General features: G+C 71.0%; 25 protein-coding genes. 11 read left to right on the top strand and 14 right to left on the bottom strand.

What is annotated here, in order from left to right:
* The first annotated feature begins 7 nt into the window (after positions 1 to 7).
* Together H9L21_RS14325 and H9L21_RS14320 are read left to right on the top strand one after the other, a co-directional pair.
* Positions 8 to 1,189 carry a hypothetical protein gene (locus tag H9L21_RS14325; RefSeq protein ID WP_154597446.1) on the top strand — a complete coding sequence of 394 codons (1,182 nt, stop codon included), beginning with the start codon at positions 8 to 10 and terminating at the stop codon, positions 1,187 to 1,189.
* A gap of 159 nt (positions 1,190 to 1,348) precedes the next feature.
* Positions 1,349 to 3,220 (top strand): anthranilate synthase family protein, encoded by a 1,872-nt coding sequence (locus tag H9L21_RS14320; RefSeq protein WP_154597447.1) that lies wholly within the window; start codon positions 1,349 to 1,351, stop codon positions 3,218 to 3,220.
* A gap of 7 nt (positions 3,221 to 3,227) precedes the next feature.
* Here H9L21_RS14320 and tatC read toward each other — a convergent pair whose 3' ends face one another.
* Positions 3,228 to 4,043 (bottom strand): twin-arginine translocase subunit TatC, encoded by an 816-nt coding sequence (tatC, locus tag H9L21_RS14315; RefSeq protein ID WP_154597448.1) that lies wholly within the window; start codon positions 4,041 to 4,043, stop codon positions 3,228 to 3,230.
* Between the two features lie 4 nt (positions 4,044 to 4,047).
* Positions 4,048 to 4,281 (bottom strand): twin-arginine translocase TatA/TatE family subunit, encoded by a 234-nt coding sequence (locus H9L21_RS14310; RefSeq protein ID WP_154597449.1) that lies wholly within the window; start codon positions 4,279 to 4,281, stop codon positions 4,048 to 4,050.
* Between the two features lie 148 nt (positions 4,282 to 4,429).
* Between H9L21_RS14310 and H9L21_RS14305 the strand changes: the two genes are divergently transcribed.
* From H9L21_RS14305 to H9L21_RS14295, 3 genes are all read left to right on the top strand, one after another.
* On the top strand, positions 4,430 to 4,663 hold the full coding sequence (locus tag H9L21_RS14305; protein ID WP_154597450.1) for a twin-arginine translocase TatA/TatE family subunit: 234 nt from the start codon (positions 4,430 to 4,432) through the stop codon (positions 4,661 to 4,663).
* A 357-nt stretch (positions 4,664 to 5,020) separates the two neighbouring features.
* Complete coding sequence (locus H9L21_RS14300) at positions 5,021 to 6,613, top strand: flavin monoamine oxidase family protein (protein WP_154597451.1); 1,593 nt, start codon at positions 5,021 to 5,023, stop codon at positions 6,611 to 6,613.
* A 41-nt stretch (positions 6,614 to 6,654) separates the two neighbouring features.
* On the top strand, positions 6,655 to 7,359 hold the full coding sequence (locus H9L21_RS14295; RefSeq protein ID WP_154597452.1) for a Rid family hydrolase: 705 nt from the start codon (positions 6,655 to 6,657) through the stop codon (positions 7,357 to 7,359).
* Between the two features lie 77 nt (positions 7,360 to 7,436).
* Here H9L21_RS14295 and H9L21_RS14290 read toward each other — a convergent pair whose 3' ends face one another.
* From H9L21_RS14290 to H9L21_RS14255, 8 genes are all read right to left on the bottom strand, one after another.
* Positions 7,437 to 8,831, bottom strand: a complete 1,395-nt coding sequence (locus tag H9L21_RS14290; protein ID WP_230081696.1) for a S1C family serine protease — start codon at positions 8,829 to 8,831, stop codon at positions 7,437 to 7,439.
* A gap of 171 nt (positions 8,832 to 9,002) precedes the next feature.
* On the bottom strand, positions 9,003 to 10,406 hold the full coding sequence (locus H9L21_RS14285; RefSeq protein WP_154597453.1) for a sensor histidine kinase: 1,404 nt from the start codon (positions 10,404 to 10,406) through the stop codon (positions 9,003 to 9,005).
* Complete coding sequence (locus H9L21_RS14280; RefSeq protein ID WP_154597454.1) at positions 10,403 to 11,095, bottom strand: response regulator transcription factor; 693 nt, start codon at positions 11,093 to 11,095, stop codon at positions 10,403 to 10,405. Before H9L21_RS14280 ends, H9L21_RS14285 begins: the two co-directional genes overlap by 4 nt.
* A gap of 15 nt (positions 11,096 to 11,110) precedes the next feature.
* Positions 11,111 to 11,980 (bottom strand): fructosamine kinase family protein, encoded by an 870-nt coding sequence (locus tag H9L21_RS14275; protein WP_154597455.1) that lies wholly within the window; start codon positions 11,978 to 11,980, stop codon positions 11,111 to 11,113.
* 44 nt (positions 11,981 to 12,024) lie between these two features.
* Positions 12,025 to 12,624 carry a GNAT family N-acetyltransferase gene (locus tag H9L21_RS14270; protein WP_255467074.1) on the bottom strand — a complete coding sequence of 200 codons (600 nt, stop codon included), beginning with the start codon at positions 12,622 to 12,624 and terminating at the stop codon, positions 12,025 to 12,027.
* On the bottom strand, positions 12,621 to 13,100 hold the full coding sequence (locus H9L21_RS14265; protein ID WP_154597456.1) for a low molecular weight protein-tyrosine-phosphatase: 480 nt from the start codon (positions 13,098 to 13,100) through the stop codon (positions 12,621 to 12,623). Before H9L21_RS14265 ends, H9L21_RS14270 begins: the two co-directional genes overlap by 4 nt.
* 9 nt (positions 13,101 to 13,109) lie before the next feature.
* Complete coding sequence (locus tag H9L21_RS14260) at positions 13,110 to 13,490, bottom strand: phage holin family protein (protein ID WP_154597457.1); 381 nt, start codon at positions 13,488 to 13,490, stop codon at positions 13,110 to 13,112.
* A 10-nt stretch (positions 13,491 to 13,500) separates the two neighbouring features.
* Positions 13,501 to 14,457, bottom strand: coding sequence for an EamA family transporter (locus tag H9L21_RS14255; protein ID WP_154597458.1), 957 nt, complete (start codon positions 14,455 to 14,457; stop codon positions 13,501 to 13,503).
* A gap of 63 nt (positions 14,458 to 14,520) precedes the next feature.
* Between H9L21_RS14255 and H9L21_RS14250 the strand changes: the two genes are divergently transcribed.
* The 5 genes from H9L21_RS14250 to H9L21_RS14230 all read left to right on the top strand — a co-directional run bounded on the left by H9L21_RS14250 (position 14,521) and on the right by H9L21_RS14230 (position 20,194).
* Entirely contained in the window at positions 14,521 to 15,582 is a 1,062-nt protein-coding gene (locus tag H9L21_RS14250; protein ID WP_154597459.1) for a histidinol-phosphate transaminase, read from the top strand.
* A 111-nt stretch (positions 15,583 to 15,693) separates the two neighbouring features.
* On the top strand, positions 15,694 to 16,728 hold the full coding sequence (gene pdhA, locus H9L21_RS14245) for a pyruvate dehydrogenase (acetyl-transferring) E1 component subunit alpha (RefSeq protein ID WP_154597460.1): 1,035 nt from the start codon (positions 15,694 to 15,696) through the stop codon (positions 16,726 to 16,728).
* Complete coding sequence (locus H9L21_RS14240) at positions 16,719 to 17,678, top strand: alpha-ketoacid dehydrogenase subunit beta (protein WP_154597461.1); 960 nt, start codon at positions 16,719 to 16,721, stop codon at positions 17,676 to 17,678. The genes pdhA and H9L21_RS14240 overlap by 10 nt, the downstream gene beginning before the upstream one ends.
* Entirely contained in the window at positions 17,678 to 18,880 is a 1,203-nt protein-coding gene (locus H9L21_RS14235; RefSeq protein WP_154597462.1) for a dihydrolipoamide acetyltransferase family protein, read from the top strand. Before H9L21_RS14240 ends, H9L21_RS14235 begins: the two co-directional genes overlap by 1 nt.
* 42 nt (positions 18,881 to 18,922) lie before the next feature.
* A complete protein-coding gene (locus H9L21_RS14230) occupies positions 18,923 to 20,194 on the top strand; it encodes an MFS transporter (protein ID WP_187411591.1) in 1,272 nt (423 codons plus the stop codon).
* A 101-nt stretch (positions 20,195 to 20,295) separates the two neighbouring features.
* Here H9L21_RS14230 and H9L21_RS14225 read toward each other — a convergent pair whose 3' ends face one another.
* From H9L21_RS14225 to H9L21_RS14210, 4 genes are read right to left on the bottom strand one after another with little or no spacing between them, the layout of a single operon-like run.
* Positions 20,296 to 21,186 (bottom strand): oxidoreductase, encoded by an 891-nt coding sequence (locus H9L21_RS14225; protein ID WP_154597463.1) that lies wholly within the window; start codon positions 21,184 to 21,186, stop codon positions 20,296 to 20,298.
* A gap of 13 nt (positions 21,187 to 21,199) precedes the next feature.
* Positions 21,200 to 21,988, bottom strand: coding sequence for a hypothetical protein (locus H9L21_RS14220; RefSeq protein ID WP_154597464.1), 789 nt, complete (start codon positions 21,986 to 21,988; stop codon positions 21,200 to 21,202).
* Positions 21,988 to 22,755 (bottom strand): maleylpyruvate isomerase family mycothiol-dependent enzyme, encoded by a 768-nt coding sequence (locus H9L21_RS14215; protein ID WP_154597465.1) that lies wholly within the window; start codon positions 22,753 to 22,755, stop codon positions 21,988 to 21,990. The genes H9L21_RS14220 and H9L21_RS14215 overlap by 1 nt, the downstream gene beginning before the upstream one ends.
* Positions 22,748 to 23,257 carry a hypothetical protein gene (locus tag H9L21_RS14210; protein ID WP_154597466.1) on the bottom strand — a complete coding sequence of 170 codons (510 nt, stop codon included), beginning with the start codon at positions 23,255 to 23,257 and terminating at the stop codon, positions 22,748 to 22,750. Before H9L21_RS14210 ends, H9L21_RS14215 begins: the two co-directional genes overlap by 8 nt.
* Before the next feature lie 368 nt (positions 23,258 to 23,625).
* Here H9L21_RS14210 and H9L21_RS14205 point away from each other — a divergent pair, with 368 nt between their 5' ends.
* Positions 23,626 to 24,123 carry a hypothetical protein gene (locus H9L21_RS14205; protein ID WP_154597467.1) on the top strand — a complete coding sequence of 166 codons (498 nt, stop codon included), beginning with the start codon at positions 23,626 to 23,628 and terminating at the stop codon, positions 24,121 to 24,123.
* The last annotated feature ends 16 nt before the right edge of the window (positions 24,124 to 24,139 follow it).

Below are 24,139 nucleotides of genomic sequence, written 5' to 3'. Positions count from 1 at the left end.
GGGTGACGTGACCTTCCGCTCGAGCTTCCACTTCCCGCCCGGTGCGCGGGTGCTGCACATCGGCCCGCACAAGACGGGGACGACCTCGGTGCAGCGGTCCCTGCACGACGCGCGCGACGCGGTGGCGGCCCAGGGTCTGCACTACGCCGGAACCACCAGCCAGCCGATCGACGAGGTCCTGTCGATGCTTGCGGGCGAGAACCCCCGGCCGCCGGTCGACGCTCCTGCCACCGACCGGCCGTGGCGGCGCCTCGTCAAGGAGGTCCAGGAGAGCCGGGACCGGGTCGTGCTGGTCAGCAGCGAGTTCTTCGCGGACGCCCGCGAGTCGGCGATCCGCCGCGCGGTGGCCGAGCTCGGCGGCGAGAACCCCTACGTGCTGGTGACGCTGCGACCGCTGCCGCGGATCATGCCGTCCCAGTGGCAGCAGTACGTCCAGAACGGGGTGAAGACCGGCTACGGCAAGTGGCTCAAGGCGATGTTGCGCGAAGCCGAGACCACGCGGTTGACCCCGTCGTTCTGGTGGCGGCACCGTCACGACCAGCTGGTCGCCCGGTGGGCCGAGGTCGTCGGTCCGGACCGAGTCGTCGTGGTGGTGCTCGACGAGTCCGACCCCGAGCAGTTGCTGCGCGACGTCGAAGGCCTGTTCTCGCTGCGGGCCGGCACCCTGCGCACCCCCGTCGTCGACAACCGCTCCCTGACCTGGCCCGAGATCGAGCTGCTGCGCGAGTTCAACCGCCAGTTCGCGAAGTCGGGGCTGCCACAGGCGGTGCATCACCACGCCATCCGGTTCGGTGTCGCGCGGTACCTCCAGCAGCGCACCCCGGCGCCGGACGAGCCGCGGTTGCTGACGCCTCGGTGGGCCGCCCGCGAGGCCGCCGAGCTCGGTGGTCGCATGGGCGCGTGGATCGCGGCCAGCGGTGTCCATGTCGTCGGCGATCCCGCGTCGCTGGGCGCCATGCCCACCTCCGGTGTGCGGCCCAAGGGTGCGGGCACGCCCACCGCCTCGGTGCCGCCGGAGCTGGGTGCCGCCGCGCTGATGGGTCTGGTCCACGCCAGTGGTCTGCCCGAGGTCGTCGGGGGCGGCAAGGTTCCCGAGGCGATGCTCGGCGCCCAGCCGGTGCCGACTGCCGGGTTCGCGCGCGCCACGTGGCGCCGCGCCCGCGACCGGGTGCGCCGTCTCTTCGCCTGACTCCGCCCGCGAACGCCCGGCCGGGACGGGTACGCTGGCGCCATGTCGACGACCAGCTGCTGGTGGCACCTCCGCTAGGAGGACTGTCGACGTACCCACGCCCAGACCCCCACATGGCGGTCTGGGCGTCGTTCGTCCGACCGCGGGAAGAAGACCACGATGACGCACCAGATGCTCGACGACCTGCTGGCCCAGCCGGCGTTCGCCCTGATCCGCGGGCGCGAGACCGATCGGGTCACGCTCATCGGCGGCCCGCGCCACGACGTCGAGAAGCTCGCCGAGGTCCCCCTCGCGGAGGGGCCCGGCCCGGCGTGGGACCACCTCGTGCTGGTGCCCTTCGCGCAGGTCGCCGAGCGCGGCTTCGAGGCACACCAGGACGGGACCCCGCTGTCGGTCATCGAGGCGCGGTTCAACCAGGACGTCGCCCTCGCCGATCTGCTCGAGGTGCTGCCGTCGGACCAGATCGAACTGGCCGACCGCGGTGGCTTCGAGACCTCGGACGAGGAGTACGCGGCGATGGCCCAGCGGATCATCGACGACGAGATCGGTCAGGGCGAGGGCGCCAACCTCGTCATCGGACGTCGCTATCGCGCGACCGTCGCCGACTGGGGCCACGCGGCGGCGTTGTCGGTCTTCCGCCGGCTGCTGGAGCGCGAGAGGGGGGCGTTCTGGACGTTCTGCATCTTCACCGGCGACCGCTACCTGATCGGGGCCAGCCCCGAGCGGCACGTCAGCCTCGACGCCGGACAGCTGCGGATGAACCCGATCAGCGGCACGTTCCGCATGCGCGGCCTCGAGACCCACGCCGACCGCAAGCGCGAGCTGCTGAGGTTCCTGTCCGACGAGAAGGAGATCTACGAGCTCTTCATGGTCGTCGACGAGGAGCTCAAGATGATGTGCGACCTCTGCCACGAGGGCGGCCTCGTGCTGGGGCCGTACCTCAAGCCGATGAGCCACCTCGTGCACACGGAGTACCTGCTGGCCGGCCGCACCGACCTCGATCCGCGCGACATCCTGCGCGACTCGATGTTCGCCGCCACGGTCACGGGCAGCCCGGTCGAGAACGCGTGTCGCCTGATCAAGCAGTACGAGCCGCAGGGTCGTGGCTACTACGCCAGTGTCGCGGCGCTGATGGGGCGCGACGAGCAGGGCGCCCCGCGTCTCGACGCCCCGATCCTGATCCGGACGGCCGACGTCGACCTGGACGGACACCTCACCGTTGCGGCCGGTGCGACACTCGTGCGCGACTCGGACGCCGAGTACGAGACGAAGGAGACCTGGGCGAAGGCCTCGGGCGTCCTGAGCGCCTTCGGCCTGGTCGAGTCCGCGCCCGAGCCGGTCGAGGGGTTCGACGCGTTCACCCGCGAGGACGACGTGCTCATCGCGCTGGGTTCGCGCAACCAGCGACTCAGCCAGTTCTGGCTGAGCGACCAGTCCGGCACGCCGCAGGTTCCTTCGCTGTCGGGCAAGCGCGTGGTCGTCCTGGACGGTGAGGACGACTTCGTCAACATGCTGTCGCACGTCTTCGGCGTCATGGGCATGACCACCGACATCGTCCGGCACGACGAGTGGACCGAGGGCGCCCTCGACGACCACGACCTCGTCGTGATCGGCCCCGGCCCCGGCGACCCGCGCGACGGTGACGACGCCAAGATCTCGGTGCTGCGCCGTGCCACCCGCCGGCTCCTGGACCGGGGCCAGCCGTTCCTGGCGATCTGCCTGGGTCACCAGACGCTGTGCGACGCGCTGGGGCTGGACCTGGTCTACAAGGACATCGTCTTCCAGGGAACCCAGAGCGCGCTGCCGGTGCTGGGCCGCACCGAGACGGTGGGCTTCTACAACACCTTCGTCGGCCGGGTCCCCGAGGCGGGCCTGCCCGAGGGCGTCACGGTCGAGACCGACCCGGAGCCGGGCGACATCCACCTCGTCGCCGGACCGCACTACCGCGGGATCCAGTTCCACGCCGAGTCGATCCTGACGCAGAACGGCTACGGCATCCTGCGCGAGCTGTCCGAGGCGCTGTTGGGCTGAGCGATGGTCAGGGCGCGGCGACCGGCGTCACAGCGCCCCGGCGTTCGCGCACCCTGACGATCACCTCGGCCACGCCGTACAGCACGACCATCGGCGTGGCGAGCAGCGCCATCGTGACCGGGTCGACCGTGGGGGTGGCGATTCCCGCGAACGCGAAGATGCCGGTGATGATCCACGGTCGGGCATGCACGAGTTGGGGTCCGTTGATCATCCCGAGGCGGTGCAGCATCACGATGACGACGGGCAGCTGCGCGGCGACGGCGAACACCAGCATGATGCGCAAGGAGAAGTCCAGGTAGTCCGCCCCGGTGAGCAGGGACTCGGCGTTCTGGGGGACGAACCCGACGAGGAACTCGATGGCACGCGGCAGGATCAGGTAGCCGAACCAGGCGCCGGCGAGGAACAGCGGCGTGCAGACGGCACTGAGGGTGAGCGCGGCGCGCTTCTCGCCGTGGTGCAGCGCGGGCACGACGTAGGCCCACACCTGCCAGATCCACCACGGGCTCGACAGCACGAATCCCGCGACGATCGAGACCTTCAGCTGGAACTGGAACGCGCCGCCGATCCCGGTGAAGACGAGAGTGGTGTCGATGCCCCGCTCGGCGAGGACGGGCTTGACCTCGGCATACGGGGCCACGAGCCAGGTGAAGATCGGCTCGAACAAGAGCCAGGCGACAGCGGTTCCGAGGGCCATCGCGACGACGGCCCTGACCGAACGTCGGCGCAACTCGCGCAGATGGTCGGTGAAGGTCATCGCCGCACCGGGCCGGCTCGCGGCCGTGCGGCGCCGGAGCTTGGCCCGGAGCGTGCCGACGGTGGACAAGGGTTCAGGAACGCGGGTTGGTCGGCTCGGCGACGACCTCGGTCGCGATCGGATCGACGTCCGACGTCGGCCGGGAGTCGGTCTCAGCCGTCAGCTCGTCGGGCTGGGTGACCTCGGACTTGAAGATGCGCAGGGCCTGTCCGGTGCCGCGGGCCAGCTCGGGCAGCTTGCGTCCGCCGAAGAGCAGGACCACGACGCCGACGATCATGAGCAGTTCGGTGGGGCCGAGATGAGGCATGGTTCTCCATCCGTGGTGGGTGTGCCCTCATCACGCTAGCCAGCACCCCAGATGGCGGGTTTCACCGTCGAGACGATCGCGTGAAACCTGTGTTTCCCGGCCGATTCAGCCTTGCGACCGGACCAGCGGTGCGTGTTAGCGTCGCGGCATGTTCGGACTCGGCCCGCTGGAGCTCGCGTTGCTCGCCTTCGTGGCGCTCGTGGTCTTCGGCCCTGAGCGGTTGCCGCACATGGCCCGCACGGCCGGCCGTACGATCCGCGAGCTCCGTGAGCATTCGCAGCGGCTGCGCGAGGACCTGGAGTCCCAGATCGACCTGGACCTGAAGGCCGATCTCGACCTCGACGAGTACTTCTCGACCGACGAGGACGCCCAGCGCCGCTGACCGTCACGGGCCGCAGTCCGGCGCGGCCGGGCGCCCGCGGTCCGCCCCCTCCCCGCCAGCCGGCGACGCGTTCGGCCGCTGCCCGCGACCGATCCGGTGACGTGCCCCGATGACGTTGGTGTTTCGACGCGGATGCGCTCGAGACGGTCACCAGCTGGCCGTCGCCCCGATGTTTTCCTTGGGATCCGAGGCTGTCGGAGGTCCCGGCGTCTGCCGTCGCCGGAGTAAGTGACTGTTTACCTCAGTGGCATCCACGAGTGCCGTGGCCGAAACGGCCCCTCCATAACTTCCTGTTCGTCCGGTGGATGTTCTCGGGCGACCGTTCGCAGTCACAGACCTTGGTCCAGGAGGAAACACATGCAACAAACTCGGAGGGACTTTCTTCAGAAGGTGGGCGTCGCCGGTGGCGCCGGAGTCATGCTCCACACGATGGGCTCGCTGGGAATGACCTCGGCCGCCCAGGCCAACACCCCTCCGTTCAACCCGCTCAAGCCGGGGTCGCTGGGGCGTCACGGTCGCAAGAGCGTCGTGATTCTCGGCGCTGGCGTTGCGGGCCTCACCGCCGCGTACGAGCTGCTCAAGGGTGGCTACGACGTCACGGTGCTGGAGGCCAACGAGCGGCCCGGTGGCCGCGCCTGGACCGTCCAGGGTGGAGACAAGGTGACGGACACCGTCGGTCAGACCCAGCGCGCCGGATTCAGTCGGGGCCAGTGGATGAACGCTGGTGCGGGGCGCCTGCCGCAGCACCACGTCACGGTCGACTACTGCCGCGAACTGGGGGTCGAGCTCGAGACGTTCGTCAACCAGAACGCCCACGGCTACCTGTGGCGCTCGGGGGATCACGGGTTGTCGGGCCAGGCGATCAGGCACCGCGAGGCCAAGGCCGACACGTACGGCTACGTGGCCGAGCTGCTGGCCAAGGCGACCGACCAGGGTGCGCTCGACCAGTACGTGACGACCGAGGACAAGGAACGCATCATCTCCTTCGCCCGCAGTTTCGGATCGATCGGTCCCAAGGTGCCCGGCGACCCGGCCGCGAGCTTCAAGTACACCGGCAGCGGCCGGCGCGGCTACTCGGTCGAGCCCGGTGTCACCGCCGGTACGCCGACCGAGCCCTTCAGCCTCTCCGACGTGTTCGCCAGTGGGATCGGCAACTACTTCTCTTTCGAGAGCGGCTGGGACCAGGCGATGCAGATGCTTCACCCCAAGGGCGGCATGCAGGCGATCTCCGAGGCGTTCGTCCGTGCCATCGGCCGGCACCGGGTCAAGTTCGGCGCGCCGGCCCTGTCGCTGCAGAACACGGCCAAGGGGGTCGAGGTCGTCTATCAACAGGGTCAGTCCAAGCGCAAGATCGAGGCGGACTTCGCGATCTGCACCGTCCCGCCGCAGATCGCGGCGAAGATCCCCAGCAACCTGCCGACGGAGGTCATCACCGCGCTCCAGGCGCCGACGGTCACCAACGCGGGCAAGATCGGCATCGAGTACTCCCGCCGGTGGTGGGAGCTCGATCACCAGATCTACGGCGGCATCACCAACGCGAACAACGAGCTCGGGAACATGTGGTACCCCAGCTCGGGGTTCCACAGCAAGCGCGGCGTGATGGTCGGTTACTACAACACCGGATCGAGCGCCAACACCTACGGCGCGCTGACACCGAAGCAGCGGCTGGCCAAGGCGCTGGAGCAGGGTGCGGAGATCCACGGCCAGGCCTACAAGCAGAACGTCGCCTCGGCATTCAGTGTCAACTGGTCGACCGTCAAGCACATCGAAGGAGCCTGGGTCGGCTGGCGGTCGCGCACCGACGGCCACTACGACCGTCTGGTCGCCCCGACGAAGAACGTCTACTTCGCCGGTGACTGGCTCTCCCACACCATCGCCTGGCAGCACGGCGGCATCGTGTCGGCCCGTGAGGTCGTCGAGCAGATCCATCAGCGGGTCACGTCCCGATGACGTCGCCCCGTCCTTCCCGCTCCACCATCCAGAGGAGAACCATGTCCACACGCAAGATCGGGTTCATCGCCGCCGTGATGGCGATCGTGCTCGTCCCGGGCACCGCGGTCGTCGCCGCATCGGTCAAGCCCGACCCGCCCAAGCCCGGAACGACGTCCTCCGTCCTGCCCGAGGGCTCCGACAACCCGCAGATCGCGAACGGCGTCGCGATCGGCAAGGACACGCCGACCTACAAGTCCAGTGGGCTCGGCCCGTCGGGTTTGAACTCGGCGGCACCTGCTGGAACCCCGGAGCGCTACATCGACACGGCCATCTTCCCCGGCGGGGTGTTGCCCGAGGGTGTGACGGTCACCGAGGCGCAGGCGATCAACGTCATGCGGCGCATCGGTGAGAATCTGCAGGCCCAGGGCCTGGACTTCGACGACGTCTACGCGATGCGCGTGTTCGTCGCGTCGCCCGACGGCTCGACCGCGGACTTCAACGGATTCAACCGCGGCTACCGTCAGTACTTCGCGAACACCTCGGTGTCGACCGGCAAGGCGATCGACGTGCGTCTGGGCACCGCTCCGGCTGCTCCTCCCTTCGTCGCGACGGCGGCACGTCCGTCGCGGTTCATGGTCCAGGTCGCGAACCTGCCGGTCGCCGGCTGGTTGGTCGAGGTCGAGGTCGATGCCGCCTACCCGAAGGAGGCGAAGCGCAAGCCCCGGTTCAAGCGCCACGGGCACCTGTGGGGTCGCTGGTGGTGATCCGCCGGTCCTGACCAGTGAAAGAGGCGGGCCCCGTCACCGATCGGTGACGGGGCCCGCCTCGTGCTGCGATTGGCTCAGTCCTGGGCCTTCGCGGCCGCGCCGTTGTCGCTGCCGAGCTTGACCGAGATGTTGCGGGTCTTGCCGTCGCGCAGCACGGTCAGGTCGATCGTGTCGCCCGGCCGGTAGCCGCGGACCGTGGCGACCAGGGCGCCGTTGCTCGAGATCGGGTTGCCGTCGACCTTGGTGACGATGTCCCCGGCCTTGAGCCCGGCCTTCTCGCCCGCGCTGCCGGCGCTGACCTCGCTGATCTCGGCGCCGGTCGTCGTCACCTGGTCCTCACTGGTGGCGTTGCTGACCTGGACGCCGATCTGGGCGTGCTCGACGGTCTTGCCGTCGAGGATCTGCGAGGCGACGCTGTTGACCAGGTTGATCGGGATCGCGAAGCCCAGGCCGACGGAGCCGTTGCCGTTGCCGCCGGTGTTGATGGCCGAGTTGATGCCGATGACGTTGCCCTGGATGTCGACCAGCGGGCCGCCGGAGTTGCCGGGGTTGATCGCCGCGTCGGTCTGGATCGCGGGGAACGTCGTGGTCGTGCCACCCGAGCCCGAGCCGTCGCCGGGCGAGACCGGCCGGTTGAGCGCGGAGACGATGCCGGTGGTGACGGTCGACTCCAGGCCGAACGGCGAACCGATGGCCACGACGGTCTGGCCGACCTTGACGTCCTTGGAGTTGCCCAGGGTCGCGGTGGGCAGGTCGTCGACGTCCTCGGCCTGGATGACGGCCACGTCGGTGGCGACGTCCCGGCCCACGATGCGGGCCTTGGCGTTGGTGCCGTCGTTGAAGGCGACGGTGATGGAGCCTCCGTCGGCGGCCGCCTCGATGACGTGGTTGTTCGTCAAGATGGTGCCGTTCTCGCTGATGACGACGCCGGTTCCGGTGCCGGACTCGCCACTGCCGGTGACGTTGATCTTGACCGTGGCGGGCAGGACGGCCTCGGCCGCGGCCATGACGTCGCTGGTGGTCTGCGACGACGAGACCGGCTTGTCGAGGGTCGTGCCGGTGTTGCTGGTGACGGGGCCGTCGTCCTCCATCGCGGCGTAGATGGCGGCACCGCCGGCGGCGGAGGCGCCGGCCAGCAGCACGACACCCGTGGCGGCGGCGACCAGGCGGCCGGCGCGGCGCTTCTTGCGCGGCTGCGGTGCGACGGGGCCGGGGCCCTGGGGGCCGCCGTTGCCGGGACCCTGAGGGCCGCCGGGGCCGCCGCCGAACGCGACGGTCGGCTCGGACATGGCCACGGTGGGCTCGTGGTCGGTGGTGGGGGAATGGGTCGGGAGATCGCCGGTCGGCGCGTCCTGCGCGCGCGGCTCGGAGAAGGGCCAGCCACCGGACGCGCCGGTGGGCTGCGACTCCTGGGGTGCCGTCGGCGGGACGTACGGACGGTCGGCGTACGGATCACGCTGGTCTGTCATGGTTACACCTTCCTGCGGTGACCTGAGAATCACTTGTGAACGCGCTGGGGACCATCCCAGAAGGCGGGCGCGGGGCGCAGAGCCGGGGGAGCAGTGGGCTCCCACCCATTGCCTCACGGGGCCCCGGCGCGAGCAACCTCAGGGGTCGGCCGCTCGCCGTCGTCGGGGCGCTCACTCCTCGTCCAACGGCACGCGGAACGTGAAGGTGGCCCCGTGGCCGAACTCGGAGTCGACGTCGACCGATCCGCCGTGGCGATCGGCGGCGCGCTTGACGATGGCCAGCCCCAGCCCCGAGCCGGGCAGGGTTCGCGCCTCGGTCGAGCGGTAGAAGCGGTCGAACACGTGCGGCAGGTCCTCGGCGGCGATGCCCGGGCCCTCGTCGGCCACGGTGACGGTGCCGCGGCTGAGGCGCACCCGGACGGTGCCGCCCGGCGGACTCCACTTCACGGCGTTGTCCAGCAGGTTCGTGACGGCGCGCTCCAGCAACCGGCTGTCGCCGAGGATCCAGGACGAGTCCAGCAGCACGTCGAACGTGACGGTGCTGGCGCGCAGCTGCACGCGGTCGACGGCGCGCTGGACGACCTCGGCCAGGTCGAGGGGCTCGGGGTCGCGGTGCAGCGGCTCGTCACGGGCCAGCTCGGTCAGGTCGCTGACGAGGGTGGTCAGCTCGTCGAGCTGGGCGCCGATGTCGTCGAGCAGCTCGCGGTGGGCGGCGGGGTCGAGCCGGCGATCGGACTGGCCGCTGGCCTGGCGGAGCAGGTCGACGTTGGTCCGCAGGCTGGTCAGGGGCGTGCGCAGCTCGTGGCCGGCGTCGGCGATGAGCTGGCGCTCGCGGCGCTGGGTGTCGTCCAGGGCCAGCAGCATGGCGTTGAACGAGCGGGTCAGGCGTGCCAGCTCGTCCTCCTTGCCGCCGACGTCGATCGGCGTGAGGTCGCGGGTCGCCGCGACCCGCTCCGTGGCCGCCGTGAGTCGGCGGACCGGGCGCAGGCCGTTGCCGGCCACCGCCCACCCGGCGACACCGGCCAGGATCATGCCCGAGAGCGTCGAGAGGGTCAGCACGACCCGCAGCCGCTCCAGCGCGCGCCGGGTCGACTCCATGGACTGGGCCAGCACGAAGGCCTGTCCGGGACCGGCCTGCACGGCGACGACGCGGTAGGTGACGCCGTCGACGTGCGCGGTGCGGGCGGAGTGGTCGACCAGCCCGAGGGCGACCTCCCGCTCGCGGTTGTCGTAGGGGAACGCGTCGGCCGAGTGCACGAGGAACTCGCCGCCGCCGCTGCGGATGGTCAGCAGTTGGATGCCGGCGATGGCCAGCAGGTTCGCCTCGTTGACGGTCAGGTTGCGAGGGGTGTAGCCGGCCTCGACCGCTTGGTTGGCGCGCTTGAGCATCGAGTCGTCCAGGGCGCCGATGATCTCCTGACGCACGAGCACGAAGACGCTGATGCTGATGATCGTCAGGACGGCGGCCACGGCGGCGGTCGTCAGCAGCGCGACGCGCCCGGCCAGTGACAGCCGGGTGGTGATCGGCTCGAACAGGGTGTGCGCCCGCGCGTGGATCTTCTCCAGCACCGTCACGGGGGTGTCTCCCGCAGCACGTAGCCGACCCCGCGCACGGTGTGCAGCAGGCGGGTCTCGCCCTCGGCCTCGAGCTTGCGGCGCACGTACCCGACGTAGACCTCGAGGGAGTTCGCGGTCGTGGGGAAGTCGAAGCCCCACACCTCCTCGAGGATGAACGACCGCTCCAGCACGCGCTTGGGACGCTGCATGAACAACTCCAGCAGGGCGAACTCCGTCCGCGTCAGCGAGATGGGTCGCTCGCCGCGGCGCACCTCGCGGGTGACGGGGTCGAGCGTGAGGTCGGCGAACGTGAGCGCGGGCTCGTCGTCGAGCTCCTCCCGCGACCGGACGACGCGGCGCAGCAGCGCCCGGACCCGCGCCAGCAGCTCCTCGAGCGCGAACGGCTTGCTCAGGTAGTCGTCGGCGCCGGCGTCCAGGCCGTCGACCCGGTCGCTGACGGCGTCGCGAGCGGTCAGCACGAGGATCGGCACGTCGTTGCCCGCGGCCCGCAGGGCGCGGGTGGCGTCCAGGCCACCGAGGCGAGGCATCATCACGTCCATCACGATGGCGTCCGGGGCGGACTGGGCGACCTTCGCCAGTGCCTCGGCGCCGTCGGCGGCCACGTCCACCGCATAGCCGTTGAACTCCAGCGAACGCCGCAGCGAGTCACGTACCGCGCGGTCGTCGTCGACGATGAGGATCCGCATGCTCCGCCTCCGCTCCTACGACTTGCCGTCGAGCAGGCTCTGGGCCGCCGCGGCGGCACGGGGACCGTAGGCCCCGCCGAACATGACGGCGTGGACGAGCAGGGGGTGCAGCTGGTGCAGCGGCACCCGGTCCATCCAGCCCTCCTGCAGGGGAGCGGCCTCGTTGTAGGCGTCCAGGATCCGCTGCAGGTGCGGGGCGCCGAACAGGGCCAGCATCGCCAGGTCCGTCTCGCGGTGCCCGCCGTGGACGGCCGGGTCGATGAGGCGGACGCCGTCGGCGGACCAGACCAGGTTGCCCGACCACAGGTCGCCGTGCAGCAGGGCCGGCGGCTCCGGATCGGCGGTGAGCGAGGGCAGCTGCTTCATGACCTTCTCGATGGTCGCGGCCTGCTCCAGCGAGAGGGCGCCACGATCGACGGCGGCCTTCACGTACGGCATGACGCGCCGGCTGGCGTAGAACTCCTCCCACGTGGGCAGCGGCCGGTTCGGCAGCGGAGCCAGCCCGACGTAGCCGTCGTGGTCGGCGCCGAAGCCCCCGGTGCCTGCGGCGTGGGTGGCGGCCAGTCCCCGGCCCAGCCCCTCGGCCAGGTCGGCGGACGGCTTGGCCGGCTCGATCCAGTCCAGGATGATGCACTCGTCGTTGGCTGCGAGGACCTCGGGGACGGGGGCGCCGCCGGCCGCGCCCAGCCGGCGCAGGCCCTCGGCCTCGGTGGTGAAGAAGCGCGGCGGCGCCTGGGGCCGGGTCTTGATGACGGCGCTGCGTCCGTCCGTGAGCCGCAACCGTGTCGTCGTGCAGATGTCACCGCCGGCCACGGAGGTCGTCGAGACCACCGCGACGTCCAACAGTGACTCCGCCAGTGCAGCGGTTCCAGCCATACGTGCCATGCCTGAAACCTACCGGCTCGGCGCCAGCGGCGAGGTCACAGTGGTCACTGCTGCCCCGCACCTCCGGGGGGTTCCGCGGCCGCCTGCTCCTCGGCGGTCGCGGGCTCGGACGCCGCCGCGAGGACGTGGAAGAGCAGGTGGTCCTGCCAGCGGCCGGCGATCCTCAGGTAGTCCGGCGCGACGGCGAAGGGTGTGAACCCCGCGTGACGGAGGACCTTCTGCGACGCCACGTTGTGCAGCAGCGTCTCGGCCTGGAGCCGGTGCAGGCCCAGCGTCGCGAACGCGTGGTCGACCGCCTCCCGCGCGGCGCGGGTCGCCAGGCCGCGCCCGTTGAGGTCCTCGCGGACCCAGTAGCCCATCGCCGCCGACTGGAACGCGCCGCGGGTGACGCCGCTGAGCGTGAGCCGGCCCGCCATGCCACCGTCGGGCCCGCTGATGACGAAGGGGACCATCCGCCCCGCCTCGTGCTCGGCGAGGTCGCGCTCGATGCCGGCGCGCTGGCTCTCGGGGGTGAAGAACGCGTCGTCGCGCAGCGGCTCCCACGGCGCGAGGAATGTGCGGTTCCTCGACCACACGGCGGCGAGCTCCTCGGCGTCGTCGGGCGTGACCAGTCGCAGGATCTCGCCGGAGGGTCGGTGCGTCACGAGGCGTCGGAGAGGTACCGGACGATCCCGTCGGTGGTGCGCTCGACCATCTTCAGCACCTCGTCGAAGCCCTCGGGGCCGCCGTACCAGGGGTCGGGGACCTCGGCGTCCGGCGTGTCCGCCTCAGGGTCGAACGAGCGGTACATCCGGACCTTGGCGCGGTCCTCGTCACTGCGGGCGAGCGCCAGGACGTCGGCGTGGTTGCTGGCGTCCATGGTCAAGATGAGGTCCTGCTCGCCGAACCAGTCCGGGGTGAAGTTCCGGGCACGGTGGCGCGTGGCGTCGTACCCCGCGGCGGTCAGGGTGGCCGCGGCGCGCTCGTCCATCGGCTGGCCGACGTGCCAGTCGCCGGTGCCCGAGGACGTGACGACGACGTCGTCGATCCCGGCGTCGGCCAGGCGTTGTTCGAGGACGACGTGGGCCATGGGGGAGCGGCAGATGTTGCCCAGGCAGACCAGTGCGATGCGGCGGGTCATGGACTCCACTCAGTCCGAGATGATCGCGGACAGGATCGACTGGCAGATCGACACCACGATCGCCGCCAGGACCGCCCACCAGAAGCCGTCGAGGACGAACTCGACGCCGAACTGCGAGGTGATCCACTCGGTCAGCAGCAACAGCAGGGCGTTGATGACGACCAGCAGCAGGCCCAGGGTCAACACGATGAACGGCAGCGAGATCAGCTTGACGATCGTGCCGACGATCTCGTGGACGATGGTGAAGACCAGGCCGACGGCGGCCAGGGCGAGGACGCGGTTCAGTGTCGTCTCGCCTTCCACGCCGATGCTCATGTGACTGCCGAGGATGAGGGCGGACAGTCCGAGCGCAAGGCTGCTGACGAACCAGGTGGACAGGAAGCGTTCCATGCCCCACACCCTAGAGCGTCGGAGGCAGTTCGTCGTCCGGCGTGTGACGGGCGGTCTGGGCCAGCACGATGCCGCCGATCACGGCGGCGACGCCTGCCGTCTGGACCGGGGACAGCGACTCGGCGAACCAGACCCAGCCCACGATGACCGCCACGACCGGCTCGAGCATCGCGATGACGGACGCCTTCGCGCTGGACAGGTCGCGCAGGGAGGCGAGGTAGAGGAAGAAGGGGACGACCGTGCCCGTCACGACCACCGACGTCATCGCCAGCCACGCGGGGACGGTCAGGTGGTCGAGCCGGCCCAGCATGGACGCCGTCGTGCCCAGTGCGCTCGTGCCCTCCCAGCCGCCGAGCACGTTCATGACGATGGCGCCGATCCCGAAGGACCACACGACGGTCTGCAGGGCCGAGAGCGGCTCGGCGGACGTGGCGGTCAACTCCTCGCCGATCAGGAAGTAGGCCGCGAAGCACACCGCCGCGGTCAGCGCCACGAGCACGCCGATCCCGTCCAGCTCGAGGCCGCCCCAGACCTGCCCGACGAGGGCGAGCCCGACCAGCGCCAGGGCGATCGCCGGCCACACCCGGGGGTGGACCCGCTCGTGCCGCACGAACCGCGCCCACAGCACGACCAGGACCGGCGCGAGGTACTCCAGCAGCAGGGCCACGCCGATGGGCAGGCGGACGATGGCGATGTTGTAGGTCCACTGCACGAAGGCGACGCCGACGACGCCCAGCGCCAGCACCAGCAGGAAGTCGCGTCCGCGCGGCCGGCGCAGCGCCGAGCGGTCGAAGGCCACGGCGATCGCGAAGAACACCAGCCAGGCGAAGGTGACGCGGATCGTCGTGTAGGTCGCCACCGGCAGGCCCGCCTCGATCGGGATGCGGGTGACCCCGGCATTGATCCCGAAGAAGACCGCGGCGGTGACGACGAGGACGAGCCCACGGCGCGGGTGGGGCTGTGACACCTGTCAAGTGTGGCACCAGACTGCGGCGGAAGAGGGGTGACTCCACGGTCGTACGCTCGGGGTATGTCCGAGCCTCGTCCCCGACCGGTCCTGGCCACGATCCCGGCGTATCGTCCGGGACTGCCCTCGACGAACGAAGAGCACAAGCTCTCCAGCAACGAGAACCCCTTCCCGCCGCTGCCCGGGGTCATCGAGGCCGCCGCCGTCGAGCTGGGCCGGATGAACCGATACCCCGATCCGGGCGTGACGGCCCTCGGTGAGGTGCTGGCCGAGCGCGCGGGGCTGACCCCCGACCACTTCGCCTTCGGCACCGGCTCGGTGTCCGTGCTGTTCGCCCTCCTCGACGCCTGGTGCGGACCCGGCGACGAGGTCGTCTACCCGTGGCGCTCGTTCGAGGCCTACCCGATCGCGGTCGACCTGCCCGGCGCCACCTCCGTCCGGGTTCCGCTGACCGCCGACCACCGGCACGACCTGCCGGCCATGGCCGCGGCGATCACCGACCGCACCAAGGTCGTGCTCGTGTGCACGCCCAACAACCCGACCGGCACGACGGTCGGCGCCGAGGAGTTCCACGCGTTCATGGCGCAGGTGCCCGGGCACGTGGTCGTGGTCGTGGACGAGGCCTACCTGGAGTTCGTCCGCGATCCCGAGGCGCTCGCCGGCGCCGACGCGCTCGCGCGGTACTCCAACGTGGTCGTCCTGCGGACGTTCTCGAAGGCGTACGGTCTGTGCGGCCTGCGCGTCGGATACTCGATCGCCGCCCCGGCGATCACCGAGTCGATCCGCAAGGCCCTGCCGCCGTTCGGGGTCAGCGACGTGGCCCAGGCCGCCGCGCTCGCGTCGATCGAGGCCGAGGCCGAGCTCGCCGTGCGGGTCGCGTCCGTCGTCGACGAGCGCACCCGTGTCGTCGCGGCACTGCGGGAGCAGGGCTGGGACGTGCCCGACTCGCACGCCAATTTCGTGTGGCTGCCCCTGGGGGACCGCTCGGCCGAATTCGCCGAGCAGGTCCGGCCGATCTCGGTGCGCCCGTTCCCCGAGGGAGTGCGCGTGTCGATCGGGACTCCGGAGATCAACACGACCTTCCTTGAGCGCGCCGCGACGTTCCTGCGGGAGACACCTGCCTGATAGCCTCGGAGCAGATGTGATGCCTGTCACATCGGTGTCCCACGACTCACCACCTCGAGTCAGGGGCACGTCCACAGGGCGGCGATCCCGCCCTCGGCACAGGAGGCAGTCATGGGCCTACCCATCTCCCAGACCCTGGCGCCCGACGGCCAGCTCGTCGCAGCGCACGACTTCACGACCGACGACCTGCGCGCGTTCCATCGCGACCTCGTCCTCGCCCGGCGCATCGACACCGAGGCGTTCGCACTGCAGCGGCACGGCGAGTTGGGCCTGTGGCCCCCGATGCTCGGCCAGGAGGCCGCCCAGATCGGCAGCGGCCGGGCCCTGGCCCCCGACGACTTCGTCTTCCCGTCCTACCGCGAGCACGCCGTCGCGTGGTGCCGCGGACTCGACCCGGCGTTGCTGCTGGCCATCTTCCGCGGCACGAGCCTGGGTGGCTGGGACCCGTCCGACCACAACATCGCCCTGCCGGCGATCATCATCGGCGCCCAGACGCTGCACGCCGTCGGCTACGGCATCGGTCTGGCGCTCGAGGGCAAGGAGGACGCCGTCGTCGCGTACTTCGGTGACGGGGCCACCAGTCAGGGCGACACCAACGAGGCGTTCGCGTGGGCCGCGTCCTACAACGCCCCGGTCGTCTTCTTCTGCCAGAACAACCACTACGCGATCAGCGTCCCGCTCGAGCGGCAGACCCGGGTGCCGATCGCCCAGCGTGCCGCCGGCTTCGGCTTCGAGGGCGTCCGCGTCGACGGCAACGACGTGCTGGCCGTCCACCAGGTCACCACCGAGGCGTTGGCGAAGGCCCGTGCCGGCGGTGGTCCGACCCTCGTCGAGGCGATCACGTACCGGATGGGCGCGCACACGACGTCCGACGACCCGAGCCGCTACCGCGACCCCCACGAGGCCGACGAGTGGGCCGAGCGCGATCCGCTCCTGCGGCTGCGGTCGCTGCTCGAGCGGACGGACCCCGGTTTCGCCGACTTCGACGCCGAGGTCCAGGCCGAGGCCGAGGAGCTCGGTGAGCACCTGCGCCAGGTCTGCGGCGAGCTGCCCGATCCCGATCTGGCCGAGCTCTTCGAGCACGTCTACGACCAGATCCCACCCGAGCTCGTCGCGCAGCGTGAGGAGGTCCGGTCATGGAGCTGAGCATCGGCAAGGCCCTCAACGCGGGCCTGCGCGCAGCGATGGAGAACGACCCCAAGGTCCTGCTGCTCGGTGAGGACATCGGCCGGCTCGGTGGCGTCTTCCGCGTCACCGACGGTCTGCAGAAGGACTTCGGCGACCAGCGCGTCATGGACACGCCCCTGGCGGAGTCGGCGATCGTCGGCGCTTCGGTGGGACTGGCGTACCGCGGGTTCAGGCCCGTGGTCGAGATCCAGTTCGACGGCTTCGTCTACCCGGCCTACGACCAGATCGTCAGCCAGGTCGCCCGGCTGCGCTTCCGCAGCGAGGGCGCGGTCGCGATGCCGATCGTCATCCGCATCCCGTACGGCGGCGGCATCGGCGCGGTCGAGCACCACTCCGAGAGCCCGGAGGCGCAGTTCGTCATGACGCCGGGCCTGACCGTCGTCTCGCCGTCGAACCCGCACGACGCCTTCTGGATGATCCAGCAGGCGATCGCGTCGGACGATCCGGTCGTCTTCCTCGAGCCCAAGCAGCGCTACTGGGACACCGGCGAGGTGGGTGACGAGCCCGGCCTCGGCCTGCACGAGAGTCGCGTCGTCCGCGACGGTGACGGCGTGACGGTCGTCGGCTACGGACCGGTCGTGAAGACCTGCCTGGCGGCCGCCGACGAGTCCGACGTCCCGCTGGAGGTCATCGACCTGCGCTCGCTGTCGCCGCTGGACCTCGGTCCGGTGTTCGAGTCGGTGCGTCGCACCGGACGCGCCGTGGTGGTGCACGAGGCGGCCCGCACCCTGGGCCTGGGCGCGGAGCTGGCGACCCGGATCACCCAGGAGTGCTTCTACTCGTTGGAGGCGCCGGTCCAGCGCGTCACCGGCTACGACCTGCCGTACCCGCCGTGCCGGGTCGAGCACGACCACCTGCCCAGCGTCGAGCGGATCCTCGACGCCGTGGCCGTCACGGGGGAGTTCTGATGAGCGCCGACAGCCCGCAGGTGTTCCGCCTGCCCGACGTGGGCGAGGGTCTCACCGAGGCCGAGATCGTGACGTGGCACGTCGCGGTGGGCGACGAGGTCAAGGTGAACGACCCGCTCGTCGACATCGAGACAGCGAAGTCGATCGTCGAGCTGCCCAGCCCGTTCGCCGGCAGCATCGGCGCGCTGCTCGTGCAGGAGGGCGAGATGGTCCAGGTCGGCACGGCGATCGTGCACATCGGCGGCGGGGTGCCCCTGGCGGAGCCGCTCGTCGAGTCCCCGGCTGCGGAGGAGAGGCGCGAGGTCCTCGTCGGCTACGGCCCCAGCTCGGGTCGGCGCCGCACCCGCAACCGCGTCCGGAACGGCAGCGTCGGATTGTCACTGCGCGTGCTCGCCAAGCCGCCGGTGCGCAAGTTGGCCAAGGACCTCGGCATCGACCTGTCGAAGGTGCCGTCCCGCGGTGATGCCGTGACCCGCGCCGAGGTCGAGGAGTTCGCCCGGGTGATGTCCGGCACCGCCACGACAGCGGCTCCGGTCACGGGCGTCCGTCGGGCGACCGCCGAGGCGATGATCGCGTCCGTGCAGGTTCCCCAGGCGACCGAGTGGGTGACGGTCGACGTCTCGGCGACGGTCGATCTCATGGACCGGTTGAAGGCCGACCGCCGCTTCGCGGACGTCAAGGTCACCTCGACGCTGCTCACCGCGCGGGCGGTCTGCCTCGCGCTGGCGCGCACGCCGGACCTGCATGCCCGGTGGAACGAGTCCACGATCGAGCACCCGGCGTCGGTCGGCCTCGGCATCGCCGCCGCGACCGATCGCGGACTGGTCGTCCCGGTGGTGCGCGAGGCCGAGCGTCTGCCGCTGGTCGACCTCGGCCGGGCCATCGACGAGCTCGTCGCGACGGCCCGGGCCGGCCGGATCCAGCCGGACCAGATGTCGGGTGGCACCTTCACCCTCACGAACGTCGGGGTCTTCGGGGTCGACGGCGGCACGCCGATCCTGCCGCCGGGGCAGTCCGGGATCCTCGCGCTGGGCCAGGTGGCACGTCGTCCGTGGGTCGTCGACGAGCAGGTCGTCCCGCGGTGGGTCACGACGCTCGCCGTCACGTTCGACCATCGCGTCGCCGACGGGGCACAGGCCTCCCGGTTCCTGGCCGACGTGGCGACGATCCTGCAGGACCCGGCGATGGCTCTCGCCTACTGATCCGGCGCGACGTCCCCGGTGACACGAACCTAGGATGGGTGGGTGAGCGTCCAGGAGCAGAATCACCGGGGCGCCTACCTCGTCTGGCTGGTCGGTCTGGCCGCCTACCTGCTCGCCGTCTTCCACCGCTCGTCCCTCGCGGTCGCTGGTCTGGTCGCCTCCGAGCGCTTCGACATCAGCGCCGCGCAGCTCTCGACCTTCGTCATGCTGCAGTTGCTGGTCTACGCCGGCATGCAGATCCCCGTGGGTCTGGCGGTCGACCGGTTCGGCCCGCGCGCGGTGATGCTGGCCGGCGCCGTCGTGCTGACCCTGTCGCAGGCGGCGTTCGCGTTCTCGGAGTCCTACGCGACCGCGCTGGCGGCGCGCTTCTTCGTCGGCATGGGCGACGCCATGACCTTCGTCTGCCTGCTGCGCCTGGTGAACGCCTGGTTCTCGCCGGGGAAGGTCCCCCAGATCACGCTGCTGACCGGTCCGATCGGCCAGCTCGGCGCGATCATCGCGGCCGTCCCGATGACCTGGGCCCTGAGCCAGCTCGGCTGGACGAAGGCCTATCTGCTCGCCGCGGGCTTCGGCCTGGTCATCACGGTCGCCGTGCTCGCGTTCGTCCGCGATGAGCCGAAGGCGCGCTCGGTGCGCGGCGCCGCGCTGTCATGGACCAACATCCGCACGTCCCTCGGCGCCTCGTGGGAGCACCCGGGCACCCGGCTGGGCTTCTGGATGCACTTCGTGACCCAGTTCAGCTCGACGGTGCTGGGGCTGTTGTGGGGCTACCCGTTCTTCGTGCGCGGTGAGCACACCTCCGAGACGTTCGCCGGCACGCTGCTGACCCTCATGGTCGTCGCGGTCATGATTGCCGGGCCCGTGCTGGGCCGGCTCATCGGCAACCATCCGTGGCACCGGTCGACGATCGTCCTCACGATCGTCTCGGCGATCGTCGTGGTCTGGACGGCCGTGCTGGCGTGGCCCGGCGACGCTCCGGGGTGGCTGCTGGTCGTGATGGTGATCGTCGTGGGCGTCGGCGGACCGGCCTCGATGATCGGCTTCGACCTCGTGCGCACGTCCAACCCGATCGACCGGCTGTCGACCGCGACAGGCATCGTCAACCAGGCGGGGTTCCTCGCCAGTCTCATCACGGTCATCGCCGTCGGCGTGATCCTCGACGCCACCGGCCAGAACTTCAAGGCCGCGATGAGCTTCCAGTACGTGCTCTGGGCCCTCGGGTTGCTGCAGGTCTGGCGCTACCGCGTGAAGACCCGCGCCCGCATGATCCGCGACGACCCGGGCCGCTGGGCCCGCCACGCGCGGATCGGCTGACCCACCCCGTCCCGCCCAGTCCCGAGATTTGCTCCCATTTCCACCTTTGAGACCGGTTGAAAGGTGGAAAAGAGAGCAAATCTCGGGACGGGGGGAGGCGCTCAGGCCACGTCGAAGACGACGCCGGTGGCCGTCTCGCTGGCCGACCACACCTCGGCCGCCAACTCGGGGTCACGCGCGGCCGGGGTCATGCCGACCAACCGGGGCCGGCCGCGGGTCTGGCGGAAGCCGTCCGGGCCCAGGTACTCACCGCCGGTCAGCTCCGGGTCGGTGGCCGCGCGCAGCGAGGGCCACGCCCCGGCGCGGGCCGGCTGGGTGAACGCGGTCGAGAGGCTGTGCAGCGCGATGCCGCCGGGCTTGGTCAGGTTCGTCGAACTGAGGCCCGGGTGCGCGGCCACGGAGACGACGTCGAGCCCGGCTGCCTTGACCCGGCGATCGAGCTCCTTCGTGTACAGCAGGTTCGCCAGCTTGGACTCGGCGTACGAGCGCCACTTCTTGTAGCGGCGGGGGTCGCCCTTCGGCTCCAGCGAGCGCAGGTCGATGCCCTTGGTCATCGAGTGGGCCAGCGACGAGACCGTCACGATGCGGGTGCCTCCCTCGCGCAGCAGCGGCCAGAGGGTGGCGTTCCACGCGAAGTGGCCGAGGTGGTTCGTCGCGATCTGCAGCTCGAAGCCGTCCATCGTGCGGGTGAACGGCGGGATCATCACGCCGGCGTTGTTCACGACGATGTCGAAGCCACGGCCCGCGTCGACCACGCCCTGGGCGGCCGCGATCGTGCCGGGCAGGTCCGCCAGGTCGAGCGTGACGACCTCGACGTCACCGAGCTCGGCGACCGTGGCGGCGGCCTTGCGATCGTCGCGTGCGGTGATGACCACCTCGGCGCCGTGGCGCAGCAGCTCGCGCGCCGTCTCGGTGCCGATCCCGCTCGTGGCCCCGGTGACCAGGGCGCGGCGGCCCGTCAGGTCACCGATCGCGGACGTGTCCCAACCCATGTTCTCTCCGATCTCAGCGAGGCAGGACCGCGAACCACGGCACCGTCCATCCGCCGAGGCTGAACCTACCGGCGGCGAACTCGTCGCGCGCGACACGAACCATCCGGCCGGCGCTCGGCTCGTACACCTCGAGGTCGTGGCCGGCCGCGCGCACCGCCAGCACCACATGGGCCGGGCGGAGGTCGTTGCCCACGTAGAGCGGTGCCGTGTGCCCCGCCTCGACCGCGGCCATGAGCCGATCGAACTCCGTGCCGAGATCCTCCGGGTCCAGCGTGCGGGCCGTGTACCGGGCGCCGGGCACGCCGGAGCCGCCGTCGCCGGTCATCTGCCGTGCGGCACCCCACGGCGAGGTGCCGACCATGCGCAGCCACGGCCACTGCAGGTCGCCGTCGTGGTCCCGCAGGCCGGTCACCCGGCGGTGCATCGCGAGCACCTCGGACCGCCACCGATCCGCAGCGGTGGACGAGTCCGTGCGATCGCCGTGCGGGTCGTGGCCGGTCGCCATCCACAGGGCGTACGGGCGGTCGTGCACCAGGCGCGAGACGACCAGGGCGGCCGCCCCGCACGACAGCTGGTCGGGCTGGCGGAAGTCGCGAGGATGCGTGGTGGGGTCGAGGGCTCGTCGCTCGGCGACGGACAGCTGCGAGACGTGGGCCTCGAGTCGGCCGATCACCTCGGGTGGCCAGGTGACGGCGGTCGCGGGTCCGCGCTCACGCGCTGCCGCAGGCCGCTGCCACCGAGCGAGCCCGCACCGCGCCAGGCGCACGACCGCCCGGACGGGGTCCGCGGGCCGCACGCGCATCAGGGCGTGACGGCCATCGACGCCAGGACGCGCCCGGCCAGCTCCTCGTCACCCTGGACCTCGACGGTCACTGCGTCGGGACCACGGCGGCCGGCGCCCAGCACCGTGAACGTCTCGGTGTCCATGGTCAGGGTCGCCGTCGGTGCGGCGTCGGTCGGTCGGGCTCGGCCGTCCTCGCCGACGCCGATCGTGGCGTCCACCGGGACCGGGCCGGTGACGACCCAACGGACGACGCTGCCGACCGGGGCCTTCGCGCGCCGACCCAGGATGAAGGGAAGTGCGGCCGCGAACGTCGCCGTGGTGACGTGGGCGCCGATGTCGCCGAGGCCGCCCGGGAGGCCCACCGCGCGGCGGATGTCCTGCTCGTGGGTCCACAGGTCGATGGCCCGGTTGCGCAGCGCCACCTCCCACGTCCACTCCACGCCCGCCGGGGTGTTGACCGCGAGGGCCTGGGGATCGGGCAGGTCGGCCAGTGCCCCGGCCCGCCGCTCGACGAGGTCGGTGAGGTCCTTCTTGAGCTGCTCCACGGGGACGTCGCGCAGGGCGGCGACGCCGGCGTCGGTGTAGTCGCCCGGCACGGCCGAACCGCCGATCGGCGTGGTCTCGCCCTCGACCATGACGCGCTCCAGATGCACCAGGTGAGCCAGCACGTCCTTCGCGGTCCACCCGGGCAGGTCCGTCGGGACGTCCCAGTCGTCGGGCTCGAGCGCGAGCACGGAGGAGACGGACTGACGCCAGGCGTCGAGGTAGGGGGACAGATCAGTCATGGGCCAACGTCCTGCGGGTGCGAGCGGTCAGGGTGGCTCCGGCCAGCCCCAGTCCCGCGATGAAGCCGGTCCAGGCGATCGCCTGTCCGGTGCCGACCCGGCTCGAGAGGTCCACCAGGGCGGTGCCGTAGCGAGCGGTGTCGGTCTGACCGTCCCGGGGCTTGCAGACGATCCGGGTCTGGTCGGGGGCGTCGGACACCACCCCCAGGAGGTGCCAGCGGCTGCCGTCACTGTCGACCACGATGTCGACGGTGGCCGGAGGCACCGGCGTGCGCTTCTTGCCGGATCGGGCGACGCACCTGATGTCACGTTCGGCCTGTGGCAGGTCGGTCAGGACGGCGAGGTCGTCCTCGCCGCTGGACGCGACAGGCTGTCCCACCGGGACGACCTCGGCCGAGCGCAACGGATCCCACGCCGAGGCGGCGAACGCGGTACCGGCGACCCACGCGAGCGCCGCGATCAGCGCCGCGACGAGGTACCAACGCCGTCGGGTCAGGTGCACCTCGTCAGCCTAGAGGGCCGCCGCCGCGATCTCGTCGAGGACTCATCGGCGGAGCGCGTCCCGTTCATTCTTCGGTGCTCGTCGGCGTGGGGTCGTTCCGGCCGGTTCAACCTGTTGGGTGTAACTCCGGGTCACATGGTCGATAGTGTGCGCTCTCAGAGATCGGTCCGACGGATGGGTGAGTGATGACTCCAGCCCGACAGTGGGGCCGCAGGCATGCAGCAGGCTTGCTGCTGGCGGCCGTCGTGGCCTTGGGTTCGTGCACCCCCAACGCACAGAGCGGCGACGCGCCCGGCTACCGATGGCGCACGGACCCGAGCCCGACGGTCCCGACCCCACGCCACGTGGTGGAGATGGAAGGCGAACGGGTGAGGACGTTCTTTGTGCCGACGCTCGCGGAGTTCGCGCACGAGGCCTCCGTCACGAACGTCATCGAGGGCACGGTCACCGCGACTCGCCCGCTGGTGACCCAGCCCGCGAACGTCGTCGAGACGATCCTGACCGTGGACGTCACTCGGCAGCGGGACGATTCGCGGCCGACGACCGTCGAGGTCCGCGAACAGGGTGGTCTGGTCCAGGTCTCCCAGGTCCGCTCGGACTTCGAGGGCAAGCTCGGCCGAGAACTGGAACCGGGCGAGCTTGACGAGTGGGTCGACTTCCGGTCCGACGGCGTGGAGCACGCCGGGGTTGGCGAGCAGGTGCTGATCGTCGTCGGACCGGACTCCACCCGGGGCGCAGACGCCTACGTCGGTCTGGCACGGCTGAAGGGTTCGAGGGGCGGCAACTACGTGTGGCCGGGCCGCAGCCCCAACCCGAGTTGGGAGACCTCGGTCGACGCCGACGCACTGCTGAGCCCGCCGGCCTGACCGTCGCTCGTCCCCG

Source organism: Aeromicrobium senzhongii (genome assembly GCF_014334735.1).
Lineage (GTDB): Bacteria > Actinomycetota > Actinomycetes > Propionibacteriales > Nocardioidaceae > Aeromicrobium > Aeromicrobium senzhongii.
This window is presented reverse-complemented; position numbering and strand designations above follow the sequence as displayed.